The 13,472-nt window shown below is 66.4% G+C and carries 13 protein-coding genes and 3 pseudogenes; 9 read left to right on the forward strand and 7 right to left on the reverse strand.

Going from position 1 to position 13,472, the window contains the following annotated elements:
* Nucleotides 1-3 precede the first annotated feature (3 nt).
* Together CN538_RS06055 and ndhC are read right to left on the reverse strand one after the other, a co-directional pair.
* A pseudogene (locus CN538_RS06055) lies at nucleotides 4-680 on the reverse strand (NuoB/complex I 20 kDa subunit family protein).
* Nucleotides 681-796: 116 nt separating this feature from the next.
* The gene (gene ndhC, locus CN538_RS06060; protein ID WP_035476122.1) at nucleotides 797-1,252 is read right to left on the reverse strand and encodes an NADH-quinone oxidoreductase subunit A; all 456 of its coding nucleotides are present in this window, start codon (nucleotides 1,250-1,252) and stop codon (nucleotides 797-799) included.
* A gap of 480 nt (nucleotides 1,253-1,732) precedes the next feature.
* Here ndhC and thiD point away from each other — a divergent pair, with 480 nt between their 5' ends.
* The 3 genes and pseudogenes from thiD (at nucleotide 1,733) to dctP (ending at nucleotide 3,747) form a co-directional block, all read left to right on the forward strand.
* Complete coding sequence (gene thiD / locus CN538_RS22090; RefSeq protein WP_277985153.1) at nucleotides 1,733-2,068, forward strand: bifunctional hydroxymethylpyrimidine kinase/phosphomethylpyrimidine kinase; 336 nt, start codon at nucleotides 1,733-1,735, stop codon at nucleotides 2,066-2,068.
* Nucleotides 2,065-2,286: pseudogene (locus tag CN538_RS22095) on the forward strand (hypothetical protein); the annotation flags it as partial. The gene thiD and the pseudogene CN538_RS22095, both read left to right, overlap by 4 nt.
* A 417-nt stretch (nucleotides 2,287-2,703) precedes the next feature.
* The gene (gene dctP / locus CN538_RS06070; RefSeq protein WP_106418861.1) at nucleotides 2,704-3,747 is read left to right on the forward strand and encodes a TRAP transporter substrate-binding protein DctP; all 1,044 of its coding nucleotides are present in this window, start codon (nucleotides 2,704-2,706) and stop codon (nucleotides 3,745-3,747) included.
* A gap of 267 nt (nucleotides 3,748-4,014) precedes the next feature.
* On the opposite strand, the gene CN538_RS06075 is transcribed toward dctP, so the two are convergent.
* Both CN538_RS06075 and CN538_RS06080 read right to left on the reverse strand, forming a co-directional pair.
* Entirely contained in the window at nucleotides 4,015-5,298 is a 1,284-nt protein-coding gene (locus CN538_RS06075; protein WP_106418862.1) for a TRAP transporter large permease, read from the reverse strand.
* A gap of 157 nt (nucleotides 5,299-5,455) precedes the next feature.
* Nucleotides 5,456-6,076: a TRAP transporter small permease gene (locus tag CN538_RS06080; protein WP_106418863.1), complete on the reverse strand. Its 621-nt coding sequence runs from the start codon at nucleotides 6,074-6,076 to the stop codon at nucleotides 5,456-5,458.
* A gap of 285 nt (nucleotides 6,077-6,361) precedes the next feature.
* Between CN538_RS06080 and dtd the strand changes: the two genes are divergently transcribed.
* Both dtd and CN538_RS06090 read left to right on the forward strand, forming a co-directional pair.
* Entirely contained in the window at nucleotides 6,362-6,799 is a 438-nt protein-coding gene (dtd, locus tag CN538_RS06085; protein ID WP_106418864.1) for a D-aminoacyl-tRNA deacylase, read from the forward strand.
* A gap of 215 nt (nucleotides 6,800-7,014) precedes the next feature.
* Nucleotides 7,015-7,791, forward strand: a complete 777-nt coding sequence (locus CN538_RS06090) for an SDR family NAD(P)-dependent oxidoreductase (RefSeq protein WP_106418865.1) — start codon at nucleotides 7,015-7,017, stop codon at nucleotides 7,789-7,791.
* Nucleotides 7,792-7,875: 84 nt separating this feature from the next.
* Here CN538_RS06090 and chaB read toward each other — a convergent pair whose 3' ends face one another.
* On the reverse strand, nucleotides 7,876-8,106 hold the full coding sequence (gene chaB / locus CN538_RS06095) for a putative cation transport regulator ChaB (protein ID WP_106418866.1): 231 nt from the start codon (nucleotides 8,104-8,106) through the stop codon (nucleotides 7,876-7,878).
* 115 nt (nucleotides 8,107-8,221) lie between these two features.
* Nucleotides 8,222-10,134, reverse strand: a pseudogene (locus tag CN538_RS06100) (ATP-binding cassette domain-containing protein).
* A 67-nt stretch (nucleotides 10,135-10,201) separates the two neighbouring features.
* Here CN538_RS06100 and CN538_RS20235 point away from each other — a divergent pair.
* The 3 genes from CN538_RS20235 (at nucleotide 10,202) to bamJ (ending at nucleotide 11,627) form a co-directional block, all read left to right on the forward strand.
* Nucleotides 10,202-10,483, forward strand: a complete 282-nt coding sequence (locus CN538_RS20235; RefSeq protein ID WP_164999517.1) for a TIGR02444 family protein — start codon at nucleotides 10,202-10,204, stop codon at nucleotides 10,481-10,483.
* 377 nt (nucleotides 10,484-10,860) lie between these two features.
* Nucleotides 10,861-11,082 carry a hypothetical protein gene (locus CN538_RS22100; protein ID WP_242495853.1) on the forward strand — a complete coding sequence of 74 codons (222 nt, stop codon included), beginning with the start codon at nucleotides 10,861-10,863 and terminating at the stop codon, nucleotides 11,080-11,082.
* The gene (gene bamJ / locus CN538_RS06110) at nucleotides 11,046-11,627 is read left to right on the forward strand and encodes a BamJ family beta-barrel-assembly machinery protein (protein WP_242495759.1); all 582 of its coding nucleotides are present in this window, start codon (nucleotides 11,046-11,048) and stop codon (nucleotides 11,625-11,627) included. The genes CN538_RS22100 and bamJ overlap by 37 nt, the downstream gene beginning before the upstream one ends.
* A 42-nt stretch (nucleotides 11,628-11,669) precedes the next feature.
* Here the strand turns inward: bamJ and CN538_RS06115 are convergent, their stop codons facing one another.
* On the reverse strand, nucleotides 11,670-12,242 hold the full coding sequence (locus CN538_RS06115) for a hypothetical protein (protein ID WP_106418868.1): 573 nt from the start codon (nucleotides 12,240-12,242) through the stop codon (nucleotides 11,670-11,672).
* An 87-nt stretch (nucleotides 12,243-12,329) separates the two neighbouring features.
* Here CN538_RS06115 and CN538_RS06120 point away from each other — a divergent pair, with 87 nt between their 5' ends.
* Nucleotides 12,330-13,298, forward strand: coding sequence for an AEC family transporter (locus tag CN538_RS06120; RefSeq protein WP_106418869.1), 969 nt, complete (start codon nucleotides 12,330-12,332; stop codon nucleotides 13,296-13,298).
* The last annotated feature ends 174 nt before the right edge of the window (nucleotides 13,299-13,472 follow it).

Here is a 13,472-nt window from a genome sequence, read left to right on the forward strand (position 1 = left end):
CGCTTAGATGCCGTCCGGGGTCCGCAGCTCCTTGACCGCAATCCGCCGGTCGCGATGCTTCTCGCGCTGGGAGGGCATCTCCGCGCGGTAGACGCCTTGGTCGCCAACCACCCAGGAGAGCGGCCGCCGCTCTTCCTGAATCGAGTCCTGGAGCAACTGCAGCCCCTGCAGGAAGGCCTCCGGGCGGGGGGGCAGCCGGGCACATAGACATCGATGGGCAGGAACTTGTCGACGCCCTGAACCACCGAATAGATGTCGTACATGCCGCCGGAGTTGGCGCAGGAGCCCATCGAGATGACCCACTTGGGTTCGAGCATCTGGTCGTAGAGCTGCTGGATGACGGGGGCCATCTTGATGAAGCAAGTGCCGGCAATGACCATGAAATCGGCCTGGCGCGGGGAGGCACGGATGACCTCGGCGCCGAAGCGGGCGACGTCGTGGGGCGCGGTGAACGCCGTGGTCATCTCCACGTAGCAGCAGGAGAGGCCGAAGTTGTAGGGCCACAGCGAATTCTTGCGGCCCCAGTTCACCGCCGAGTTGAGGACGTCTTCGAGCTTGCCCATGAACACGTTGCGGTGAACCTGTTCACGCATGGGGTCGTCGACGCGTTGGCGTTGATCGAGAGGATAGCGATCAGACGCGGTGTCGCCTCCCTCCGCTCGGGTCAGGGTGTATTGCATGGTCAGCCTCGACAAGCCAGATAAAGTAGCGGTCATGGGCATGTCGGCCGGTCAGGACGCCGGCATGCCGAATAATCGTTGATCGACGACCGTTCATGCGGTCGTTCTCGCCCGGGTCAGCGCGCATGGCGCTCGGCACCGGGTACGGCAGCCAGTTCGCGCGCACGCGACGCGTCTTCGCGCCCGCGCTTGCGCGGCGCCCAGTCGAGCGCGCCGACGCGGGCGTCGTAGACCAGGCCTGCCAGTAGAATGAGGATGAATACTGCCGCCCCGGCGAATCCCGTCCAGCCCACCTCACGTACGGAGACGGCCCAGCCGAACAGGTAAACGGCCTCGATATCGAAGATCACGAAGAGCATGGCGACGAGATAGAACTTGACCGAGAAGCGCTGGCGCGCGCTGCCGGCACCGACGATGCCGGATTCGAACGGGAGGGATTTGCTGCGTCCATGACTCTTGCCGCCGAGCAGGCTGGCGGCGCCGATCATGAAGCCACACAGTGCGATGACCGCGACCACGAACAGCCCCGTGGCCCAATATTCAGCGATCCAGGCGGTGACTTGGTCGGACATGTGCTCCCTCACACGGTGATCCCGCGGCGCCTGCGGGCGCTGGCGAGACAGACGGCTGACCGAACGACGCTTCGACGCGCGGTTGCGTATTCGTAATTTTACTACTTTACGCCCATTCCCATGCGCCGTCAGCTTGCTAATTCGTCCAATTGCAAAACTTTCAAAAGGCCGCGCAAACGCCCCGGCAATCGCTCTACAACCAGGGCCCTGTCCACGACAGGCGTCATAGTGGAGCCGGTGACCGACACAACGCGCCATCTCGGCAACGCGCCATCTCTGCAACGCCCCCTCGCGGCGAGTGATCTAGCAGCGCACGATCTGGCAACGAACTTCCTATCGGCCGTACGGCGCTTTGCTTTACTTTAGGCTAGTCCTTTTAGCCACTGTTGCAACGACCCGACATGCTTTTTTTCCCGCCCGCCCAACGTCCTCACCATCGCCGGCTCCGACCCTTCCGGCGGCGCCGGCCTGCAGGCCGACATCAAGACCTTTTCCGCCCTCGGTGCCTACGCCACCAGCGTGATCACTGCGGTCATCGCCCAGAATACCCGTGGCGTCGCGCGGGTGGAGCCGGTCTCCGCGACGATGATCCGCACCCAGCTCGACAACCTGCTCGGCGACGTCGCCATCGACGCGGTCAAGATCGGCATGGTCGCCAGCCGAGAGGTGGCCGAGACCCTGGCCGCCGGACTCATCGCGCGGCGCCCGCGCTGGATCGTGCTCGACCCGGTGATGGTGGCCAAGAGCGGGGACCGTCTGGTCGACGACGCCGGGCTTGCCGCGGTACGCGACATCCGGTACCGCTGGCTGACGTGATCACCCCCAACCTGCCGGAAGCCGCCGCCCTGCGCGCCGCGACACGCCGCGCTCGGCCACGGACATGGAGGCGCTGCTCGGCGAGCTGGCCGCACTCGGTGCCCCTTACGGCCTGCTCAAGGGCGGCCATCTGGATCAGGCGCGCTGCCCTGCCCCGATCTGCTGTGGACACCCCACGGCAGCCGCTGGCTCGACGCGCCACGGCTGGAGACCCTAACCTGCACGGCGCGGGCTGTGCGCTCTCCTCGGCGATCGCCGCCGAGCTGGCGCGGGCGAGCGCGGCAGCGAGCCATCGCCGGCCAGCCCGGAGACCCGGGTGGAGAGCGCCATCGAGGCCGCCAAGCAGTGGCTGCACGCGGCCCTGGCGGCGGCGAGCGTCTCGACGTGGGCCAAGGCAAGGGGGCCACCGCATCATTTCCACGCCTGGTGGTAACGCCGGATTCGGGCTGGGTGGCCTCGCCCCAATGGCCATCGCCGGGCGCGACCGGTAGATAACGGCTAACGTGATACAGTGAAACAGCGCGATCACGGGAAGCCACCATCGCGTCACGCGATTTGACACTCCGGCTTCCTGTTATCTTCTGAAATGGGATTGAAAGAACGATTAAATACAACGACCTACTAGAGGTATCCGTATGCAGACGCGACATATCGCCACCGGTATTCTGGCCCTGAGCATGATGGGCAGCGCTTCGGTCGCCCTCGCCGACACCTGGCGATTCGGCCTCGAAGAGACGGAAGGCAGCGTGCAGTACGAATACGCACAGGCTTTCAAGCAGCTCATCGAAAAGAAGAGCGACGGTGACATCACCGTACAGATCCTGCCCTACGGCGTCTGGGGGTCGAGCTACTCGACGCTCTACGACGCCATCCAGAACGGCTCCATCCCGCTCTCCTTCGGTTCGGGCTTCCTCGGTGGCACGGTGCCCGAGAGTCAGCTGATGAGCCTCAACTACGTCATGCCCAACGACCAGTTGGAGACGGCCGAGATCCTCAACTCCGACGCTTTCATGAAAAGCGATGCCTGGCAGGAGTCGTTCCGCTCACGCGACCTGGTACCGCTGGCGGCACTGCCCGAAGGCTACCAGGTATGGACCGCCAACAAGGCCATCCACACCCCGGCGGACATGAAGGGGCTGCAGATTCGGGTGATGGACAACAGCCTGCTGCGCGCGACCTATCAGGCCTACGGCGCCTCGCCCATCACCATCGCTTACGGCGAGCTCTACAGCGCCCTGCAGCAGGGTCAGGCCGAGGGCAATATCCAGCCGGTCTGGGCCCACGAGAACATGGGCTTCTACGAAGTCCAGGATTACATGATCTTCGCCGAGCAGTCGCAGTTCATCGCCAACCTGATCGCCAACGAGGATTGGTACGACGGCCTCTCCGACGATCAGCGCAAGCTCCTCGACACCACCATCCACGAGATGGTCAAGAAAGGTGACGAGATCCAGAAGCAGCTCAATCAGGATCGTCTGAAGACCATCGAAGACAAGAGTGACATCAAGATCATTCGTCTCGATCAGGCGCAGCGCGACGAGTTCCGCAAGCTCGCCAAGCCGATCCGCGATGACTTCGTCAATCTGGTCGGTGAGCGTGGTGGCAAGGCGCTGGACATTCTGCTCGAGCAGGAAAAAGCGCGCGGCGACAAGTCGGGCGACGACAGCCAGAGCAGCTGATCGACCCCGCCCCCCGGGCGCTCGCCTGAGCGCCCGGCCCTCGCTACTCTGCAAGCCGAAACCAAAAGCGCCCCGCCAGCATCGTGCTGGCGGGGCGCTTTTCTTGCTGTCTCATCTTGGTGTCTCGCCCTGCTGGCTCCCCAGCGGCTCTGGCATCGCGAGAGCGCTGTAAACCCGTCCTTGGGCGCTACCTTTGCCATCCCTGGCAAAGGACCCTCGCTTTGCACTGCCCCCGGCACCTACCATCAGGGGGTTTGGAAATGAGCGCTAGTCACCGCCCAGCGACGGCAGCAGCAGCGAGATCTCAGGGAAAGCGATCAGGATCAGCGTCGCCAGCAGCAGAATGACGATGAACGGCGGCGTGCCGCGGATCACATCGATGTAAGGGCGCCGGAATACCGCGATGGCGGTGAAGATATCGCAGCCGAAGGGCGGCGTGGCCGAGCCGATCGCCGCCTGCAGGGTCACGATCACGCCGACGTGGATCGGATCGAGCCCAGCGGACTGCACCAGCGGCTTGAAGATCGGCACCAGGATCAGGATCACCACGATCGGATCGACGAACATGCAGCCGACGAAGAACGCCGCGGCGATCAACAGCAGCGCCAGGAACTGATTGTCGCCGATCGAGTCGATCAGCGGCCCGAGAATCTGGTTAGGCACTCCGGCGGTCGCCAGCGCCTGGGAGAAGGCGGCGCCGATCGCCACCAGGATGAACACCACCGCGGTGATCAGACCGGTGGAAAGAGCGATGCTGCCGAGATCGCGGATCGATACCTGACGATAGATCACCACCTCCAGCAGCAGCGCATAGGCCACCGCCACCGCCGACGCTTCTACCGCGCTGAAGAAGCCGCCGTAGATACCACCCACCACCAGCAGCGGGAAGCCCATGGGCAGGATCACCCGCTTTAGCGCCCGGGCACGCTCGCCCCAGCTCGCCTTGGGCTCGGGGTCGATCCCCTTGATCCGCGAGTCGATCCAGCAGTAGAGCGCAAACAGCGCCAGGATCAGCAGCCCCGGTAGGATACCGGCGAGAAACAGATCGCCGATCGAGGTCTGCATCGCCACGCCGTAGATGATGAAGCCGATACTCGGGGGGATCAGCAGCGCGATGTCGCTGGCATTGATGATCAGGGCCAGGGTGAAGTCGTCCGAGTAGCCCTTCTTCAACAGCCGCGGGCGCATCGGCCCGCCCATCGCCACCACCGTCGCCTGGGTCGAACCGGAGACTGCGCCGAACAGGGCGCAGGAGGCCGCGGTGGTGATCGGCAGGCCGCCGCGCAGATGCCGGGTAAAAGCATCGACCACGTCGAGCAGACGATTGGCGGTGTGCCCCTTGGTCAGGATATCCGCGGCGAAGATGAACATCGGCACCGCCGCCAGCACCCAGCTGCCGACGCCGCTGATCATCCAGCTGACCGCCTGGTCGGGGCCGAAGAACGTCATGCCGGTGAACATCATATAGAGCGTACCGGCCGCCAGCGGCACCATCATGGGGAAGCCCAGCAGGAGCAGCACCAGCATGATCAAGCCCAATCCCATCAGCATGAGAGGCATCCTTCTTCGATTGTCGTTATTGGCGTGGTCGCGATTGGCGTGGTCGGTATGGGCATCGTCATCGTCGCGCCCGGCGCGGGGGCGGCCGCAACCCGATGCCACGCGGCAGGCTCGCCAGCCCCTGGATAGTACCCCTGCCCCGCCCAACTCACGGATGGGTGTCGGCGGCGCGTTCGGCGGCCGCGTCGTCCAGCACGCTGTCGTCGTAACCCTCGCGCTCGGTCAGCGAGCGCCACACGCCGGGACTGATCATATTGCGCAGCGCGGTAAGCACGTACTGGATACCCGCCAGCACGAAGCCGATCGGCAGCGCGGTATAGACCATCCAGAAGGGAATGTGCAGCGCCGCGCTGGTACGACCGCGATCTTGCAAAGCCACCACGTACTCGAAGGACTTGAAGCAGAAGTAGAACATCAACAGCGCCGTACCCAGCGAGATCACGATCAGCAGCGTCTTGCGTGCGCGACCCTCGAGCTGATCGTAGATCGCGGACATGCTGATGTGGCGGGCGTGGCGGGCGGCGTAACTCACGCCGACGAAGGTGATCACCACGATCAGCATCTCGGTGATCTCGTAGGTGCCGGCGATACCCTGATTGAACAGCAGGTTGCCGACCACGTGGGCGCTCATCAACAGCGCCATGGCCAGAATGCAGCCGCCGATCACCACGCGTTCGAGCAGACCCAGCAGCCGATCCAGCGCCAGCAGGGCCCCGAGAAACCCGCCGCGGGAGCGCTGCGCGTCGCGCTTGGCAGAAGTCGAGTTCATGACGTTGTCCTTGTTATCAAAAGGAGTCGTTGCCCGCGCCACCGCTCCCGTGCCCACCGCCGGCGGCGCTCTCCGGATGACTCGCCGGCGCGCGCAGCGCGGCGCCACGACTGCAGGGCGCTTACCCAAGGTTAGCGCGTAAAGCCCGGTGTCTGCCACGTAACACCGTGTCTTGCCTCGTCCGGAGCGTGGTTCGGGCTCATCACGCGCACGACCTGCCGATGGTGCCGAGCGGTGCTAAGCTTGGGGCTCGTTCAGCGCCCCCTGATGGAGCCCCGCCCTACCATGCGAGCCCTGATTCAACGCGTCACTCACGCCAGCGTAGCGGTCGACGGCGAACGCATCGGCGCGATCGACCACGGGCTGCTGGCCCTGATCGGCGTCGCCGCCGACGACGACCGCGCCCGCGCCGATCGCCTGCTGCACAAGCTGCTCCACTACCGGGTGTTCAGCGACGCCGAGGGACGCATGAACCGCAACCTGCAGCAGGCCGAGGGCGGGCTCTTGCTGGTGTCGCAGTTCACCCTGGTGGCGGCCACCGACAAGGGGCTGAGGCCGAGCTTCTCCAGCGCCGCGCCGCCGGCGCTGGGGCGCGAGCTGTTCGACTACCTGCTGGATCAAGCACGTGCCGCCTGGCCGCAAACCGCCACCGGGCGCTTCGGCGCCGACATGCAGGTGTCGCTGACCAACGATGGGCCAGTCACCTTTCTGCTGGAGACCTGATCGGCTAGAAACCTGAGCGGCTCAAGGCATGAGCGCCTGGAGGCGTGAGCATCGTCATGCCTCCCTCGCCGGGCCGCCATGTGCCGCGGCCCGGTAAAGCCATGAATACAGCCAAGCAGACGGCCACGAATAAGACCACGGCATCTCGACGATGCCACACCGCGCAATAGCCACAGGGAACGCGGCCACGGCCGCCACGCAGAGGAAGCCAACACATGACCACACCGCTCGCCATCATCACCGGCGGCGCCCAGGGCATCGGCCGCGCCACGGTCGAGCTGCTGCTGTCGGAGGGCTGGCGCGTCGCCGCCCTGGATCGCGACCCCGAAGCGGTCGCCGAACTCGACGAGGCGCACATCGACGCGCCGCTGCTGGCAATGGTGGTCGACGTCGGCGACGAGCTCCAGGTGCAGGAGGCGTTTGCGCATATCCACGGCTGGCAGCAGGAGCACGGCAAGGCCGACGGCTTCGATCTACTGGTCAACAATGCCGGGATCGCCGACCCCGAGTGCGGACCGCTGGAGGCGCTGGCGCTGACCGACTGGCGCCGCTGGCAGGAGAGCCACCTGACCGGCGCCTTCCTGTGCACCCGGGCCGCCATCCCCGGCCTGCGTCAGCGCCACGGTGCGATCGTCAACATCGCCTCGACCCGCGCACTGCAGTCTGAGCCCCACTGCGAATCCTATGCTGCGGCCAAGGGCGGGTTGCTGGCGATGACCCACGCGCTGGCGGTCAGCCTGGGGCCGGAGATTCGGGTCAATGCGATCTGCCCCGGCTGGATCGAGACCGGCCCGTGGCAGAAGGCGGAAAAGCGCACCCAGCCCGAGCACCGCGAGATCGACCGCATGCAGCACCCGGTGGGGCGTGTGGGCGAGCCGCAGGACGTCGCGGCCACCGTGGCCTTTCTGGCCAGCGACAAGGCGGGGTTCATCACTGGGCAGCACATCAGCGTCGATGGGGGGATGACCAGGAAGATGATCTACGCCGAGTGAGCCGGACGGCAAGCCATCGCGTTTGCCGAACCACTCACCATTTAACAAAACCTCCCGACAAGCACTTATCCCGGCGGGGTAGCGTCATGCCTTGGGATGCCACTTGCCGTCGTCGCCCTTGGTGTACTTGGCTTCGACGGCCTTCCACGCCACGGCGTGGGCGACCTCCTCGCGGGAGCTGTCGCCGCGGCGATCCTCGGGGTTCTTGTACTGCGCCCAGGCGCTGTTGAACGCCTCCTTGTAGATGGTGCGGGCATGGGGCGGCAGCACCTTGCGCGCGCTCTCGGGAATATCGTCACGGCTATCGTAGGGCATGGGGCATTACCTGGCTGAGGAATCCGCCTTCCAGTGTAGCGCCGTCATGGCGGTGTCAAACGCCGGCCATCGCGGTGTCACCGCCTGCCATCGACAGGCCAGCTCGCGACGCGCCTCAGGAGGCCGTCTGCAGCTCGGCCTCGAGCGTCTCCAGCGCCTCCTCCGCCGCCAGCCACTCGGCTTCGAGCGCCTCGACCCGCCCCTGCAGTTCGCCCTGCTCGCGCACCAGCCGGGTCAGCTCCTCCTTGCGCGCGGCGTCGTAGAGCGTGGGATCGGCGAGTTGGGTCTCCAGCGCGGTGAGCTCACTCTGGGCGCGCTCAAGGGCTTTTTCCGCGGCGTCGCGGCGCTTGCGCAGCGGCTTGGTCTGCTCGCGCAGCTCGGCGGCGGCACGTCGTGCCGCCTTGCGGTCACCGCTGTCGCTGGGGCGGCGCTCGTCGCGGGCAGCCTGGCGCTGCTCGCTCTCGCGCGCCTTGAGCCACTGGTGATAGTCATCGAGATCGCCATCGAACGGGGTCACCCGGCCGTCGACCACGCGCCAGAACAGATCGACGCTGGCGCGCAGCAGGTGGCGGTCGTGGGAGACGATCACCACCGCGCCTTCGTAAGCGGCCAGGGCCTCGGCCAGCGCTTCGCGCATATCCAGGTCGAGGTGGTTGGGGGTTCGTCGAGCAGCAGCAGGTTGGGCTTCTCCCACGCCACCAGCGATAGCGCCAGGCGCGCCTTCTCGCCCCCGGAGAAGCGTGAGACATCTCCGAAGACGTCATCGCCGCGGAAGCCGAAGCCGCCCAGGAAGTCGCGGATCGACTGGTCGCTGGCGGTGGGCGAGAGACGCTGCACATGGGTGAAGGGCGTGGCGCCGAGATCGAGATGCTCCAACTGATGCTGGGCAAAATAGCCCACCACCAGATTCTCCCCGGGTACCCGCGCGCCCGCCTGGGGCGAAAGCTCGCCGATCAGGGTCTTGATCAGGGTCGACTTGCCGGCGCCGTTGGGGCCGAGCAGCCCGATTCGCTCCCCCGGCAGAATCGAGACGTTGACACCTTCGAGAATGCGCGCCTCGGGATAGCCGAGGTCGGCACGATCCAGTGACAGCAGCGGGCTGGAGATCTTGTCGGCGCAGGGCAGCTCGAAACGGAACGGCGAGTCGGCGCGCGCCGCAGCGATGGTCTCCATACGCTCGAGCATCTTGAGCCGGCTCTGGGCCTGGCGCGCCTTGGTCGCCTTGGCCCGGAAGCGCTCGACGAAGCGCTCGATCTCGGCGCGGCGCGCCTGCTGCTTCTCGAACTCGGCCTGCTGCTGGGCCTGGCGTTCGGCGCGGGCGCGCTCGAAGGCGCTGTAGTTGCCGCGGTAGAGAGTCAACCGCGCCTGATCGATATGCAGGATGTGATCGCACACCGCATCCAGGAAGTCACGGTCGTGGGAGATCAGCATCAGGGTGCCGGGGTAGCGGGTGAGCCACTGCTCCAGCCACAGCAGCGCATCGAGATCGAGGTGGTTGGTGGGCTCGTCGAGCAGCAGAATCTCCGACGGCGTGAACAGGGTCCGGGCCAGCCCCACGCGCATGCGCCAGCCGCCGGAGAAGTCTGCCAGCGGACGGTAGAGATCGCGCTGGGCGAAGCCCAGCCCGGCCAGCAGCTGCTCGGCCCGGGCCCGCGCGGTATAGCCGTCGAGCGCCTCGATCTGGCCGTGCAGCGCCGCCTCGCGATCATGCTCGCCCGCGGCCTGGGCCGCTGCCAGCGCCTGCTCCGCCTGGCGCAGGGCGACGTCGCCGTCGAGCACGAACTCGACCAGGGCGCGCTCGATCGCCGATACCTCCTGCGCCATGTGGGCGATACGCTTGCCGCCGGCGATCTCGACGCTGCCGGCGTCGGCGCCGAGCTCACCGCGGATCAGCGCGAACAGGCTCGACTTGCCGGCGCCGTTGGCGCCGACGATGCCCACCTTGTGGCCCTCGTGCAGCATCAGGTCGGCCCCCTCGATCAGCCGGCGCGTGCCGCGTTGCAGGGCGAGTTGGCGGAATGCAATCATGCCGGGCTCCAGAGCGCATCGAATGGGCGCTCATTCTATCAGCCAACGCCGTCGACACGGAGTGCCGATGACCACCGCCGACACCGCGGACGCCCTGTGGGATTTCGCCCTGGCACGCTATGCCCGCCCCGGCGCCCAGGCACGCTGTCTGAGCCTGCAGGACGACCACGGCTACGAAGTGTGCGAGCTGCTGTGGCTCGCCTGGCTCGCCGAGCAGCGCCGCGAGCCCGCGCCCGAGGCCGCCCCGGGGCTGGCCGGGGTACGCCACTGGCAAGAGACGATGACCCGGCCGCTGCGCGCCGGCGTCGGCGTGAACTCAAGGCCGCGCTGGAGACTCGCCCACGTCTGAGCGAGCTGCGCCAGTACCTGCAGCAGGCGGAGCTGCTGGCAGAGCGCGAAACCCTTGCCCGCCTGGCCGAGCTGCCGAGCCGCCGCGCCGCGTCGAGCGAGCCGCCCGCGCCCTACGACCCGCTCGCCGCGGCGCTCGCGCTGTGCTCCGCCTGGGCCACGCCGACGCGGGCAACGCAGCCGGCCGCAGCCACTCGCACCACGCCAACGGCTTACACGCCACGTTACAGCCACTGCTGGCACTTTGGCTGGCCGCCACGCCGGATGCGGAACCAAATCCCAGCTGTTAGAGTCCCAACAGCAGCGCCACACCGATGCCTGAGGCGTTTTCACCCCGAGCCAGCATCGGCTTCAACCCCGACTCCCCAAGGAGACTGCATGAAACGTTTGGTAACCGCCGTCGCGATCGGCAGCATGATGACGCTGCCGCTGGCGGCTTTCGCCCAGGACAAGGTCGACCTCGACAGCGACCAGGCCAAGCTGAGCTACAGCATCGGTGCCACCTTGGGCCAGGGTCTGTCGCAGGACGTCAAGATCTGGATGTCGACGCCTTCGCCGCAGCGATTCGTGACGTCTACGGCGATCACAAGCTGCAGATGAGCGACGATGAGATCAGCAAAGCACTGACCCAGTACCAGCAGCAGAAGATCGCCGAGCAGAAGGCCGAGCAGAAGAAGGTCGCCGACGCCAACCGCAAGGAGAGCGAAGCCTTCCTCGCCGCCAACGCCAAGAAGAAGGGCGTGAAGACCACCGACTCGGGCCTGCAGTACCAGGTGCTGAAATCCGGTGACGGCGCCTCGCCCAGCGACGACGACACGGTCAAGGTCAACTACGAAGGCAAGCTTCCCGACGGCACCGTGTTCGACAGCTCCTACAAGCGCGGCGAGCCGATCTCGTTCAAGGTCGGTCAGGTCATCCCGGGCTGGCAGGAAGCGCTCAAGATGATGCACGTCGGCGACACCTGGCTGATCACCGTGCCCTCCGACCTGGCCTACGGCGCAGCCGGCACCGGCGGCCCGATCGGCCCCAACCAGGCGCTGCAGTTCAAGGTCGAGCTGCTCGGCATCAACCCCGACCAGGGTGACGCCAAGGGCGACAAGGCGACCAAGGGCAGCGACGCCAAGGCGAGCAGCGACGGCCAGTAAGCCTCTCTCTCGACCCCGCCCTGCCCCTTCAGACGCTGGCCATCAGGCCGGCGTCTGCGTCCATAAGCAGTCCTTCTCATCCGCACTGCGCTTGGCTTCGCGCCGCGACAGCGCATCGGCCAATCCGGCGCTGTCGAAATCGAACCAGCTACCCTTGAGGCCGTGGTCGCTGACTACCACCACCTGGGCACGCCACGCCTCCACGTAGCCGCTGCACAGCCCCAGATCGCCGTAGCCGACGAACCGCTCGCCCTTCCCCGGCATCCGCGTCAGAGTGAAGCGCTGGGAGCGGATATTCATGTGGCGTCCGATGAACTCCACGTAGACCTGCTTGGCCGCCAGTCCGTAGACATCGACCTCGAAGCGCAGGTCGTCGCGCTCGGGTGCCTCGCTCAGCGAGTAGGTCAGCCCGGAATCGAGACCCAACCCCGCCTGGCAGCCACCGTCGAGCAGCACGCAGCCGTGCTCCGGTGGATACCAGGTGACCTCGCTATCGGACTCGCGCAGATAGTAGTCGAGCAGATACCACAGGGCGACGACGATGGTCGCCAGGGTGACGCCGATCAGCAGCGTGAGCATGCGTGGCCGTGCGGTATCTTCGTCGTAGACAGCCATGGGCGTGAAGGGGCTCCCGGCAGAGACAAGGGATCGCTACCATGGGCGTTCGAGGCGGCGTGACGACAACCACACTCAGGACGCTAGATGAGCGATATCGCAGGGGCACTCGGCCCGCTTTTCCTTCTGATTCTACTCGGTGCGGGCCTGGGTTGGGCACGTTTTCCCGGCGCCGATTTCTGGCCCCAGCTGGAACGCCTGATCTACTACCTGCTGTTCCCCGCCATGCTGGTGGCGACGCTAGCCGATGCCGATGTCGCCCGGGTGCCGGTGCTGCGCCTGGGCGTGGCGCTGCTCGGCGGGATGCTGGCGCTGGCACTGGCGGTATGGCTGGCGCGCCGGCGTCTGGCACTGGATGCCGCCGCCTTCACCTCCACCTTCCAGGGCGTGGTGCGCTTCAACACCTATGTCGGGGTGGCCGGCGCCGCCGCCCTGCATGGCAGTGCCGGCACCACCGTGGCGGCGGTCGCGGTGGCGCTGATGGTGCCCACCGCCAACCTGCTCTGCGTGCTGGCATTCATCGCCAGCGGCACTCTGGGCCGCGCCAGTCTGGGGCGCAGCGCCCTGGCGCTGGCACGCAATCCGCTAATCCTGGCCTGCCTGCTGGGGATCGCGCTCAACCTGAGCGGCATCGGTCTGCCCGGCTGGAGCGCACCCGCGGTGGAGCTACTCGGGCGTGCGGCGCTGCCGCTGGGGCTGGTCGCCGTAGGCGTGGCGCTGCGCCCGCAGGCGCTGTGGCGCGGCGGGCGGGCTTTCTGGACCTCGAGCGCGCTGAAGCTGATCGTCACACCGCTGACGGTGGCCGCGCTGGCCGCGCTGGCCGGTCTCTCCGGCATCGAACGCGATGTGGTGCTGCTGTTCGCCGCGCTGCCGACGGCGACCTCCGCCTATATCCTGGCGCGCCAGCTGGGCGGCGACGCCGAACTGATGGCCGCGCTCATCACCGGCCAGACGCTGCTGGCGATGCTCTCGCTGCCGCTGCTGCTGCCCACTGCTCGGGGTCGGCTGAGCCGCCTAAATAAAAAAGATTCTCGTTTCGCTTGCAATCACAAATGAGAATGATTACCTTTGACTTGTGGCGTCGCCAAACGCCACTGACCAACGTCAGGAATGTCAGGTTCCTGCCATGGTTATCTCCTCATCAAGCTAGTCACGGTCCTTCGCGCCGCCCTGCCCAGGGCGGCTTTTTTTGTGCTCGCCATCTCTGCCCAGCGTCTACTGATACGCACC

It is taken from the genome of Salinicola tamaricis (assembly GCF_003006155.1).
GTDB lineage: Bacteria > Pseudomonadota > Gammaproteobacteria > Pseudomonadales > Halomonadaceae > Salinicola > Salinicola tamaricis.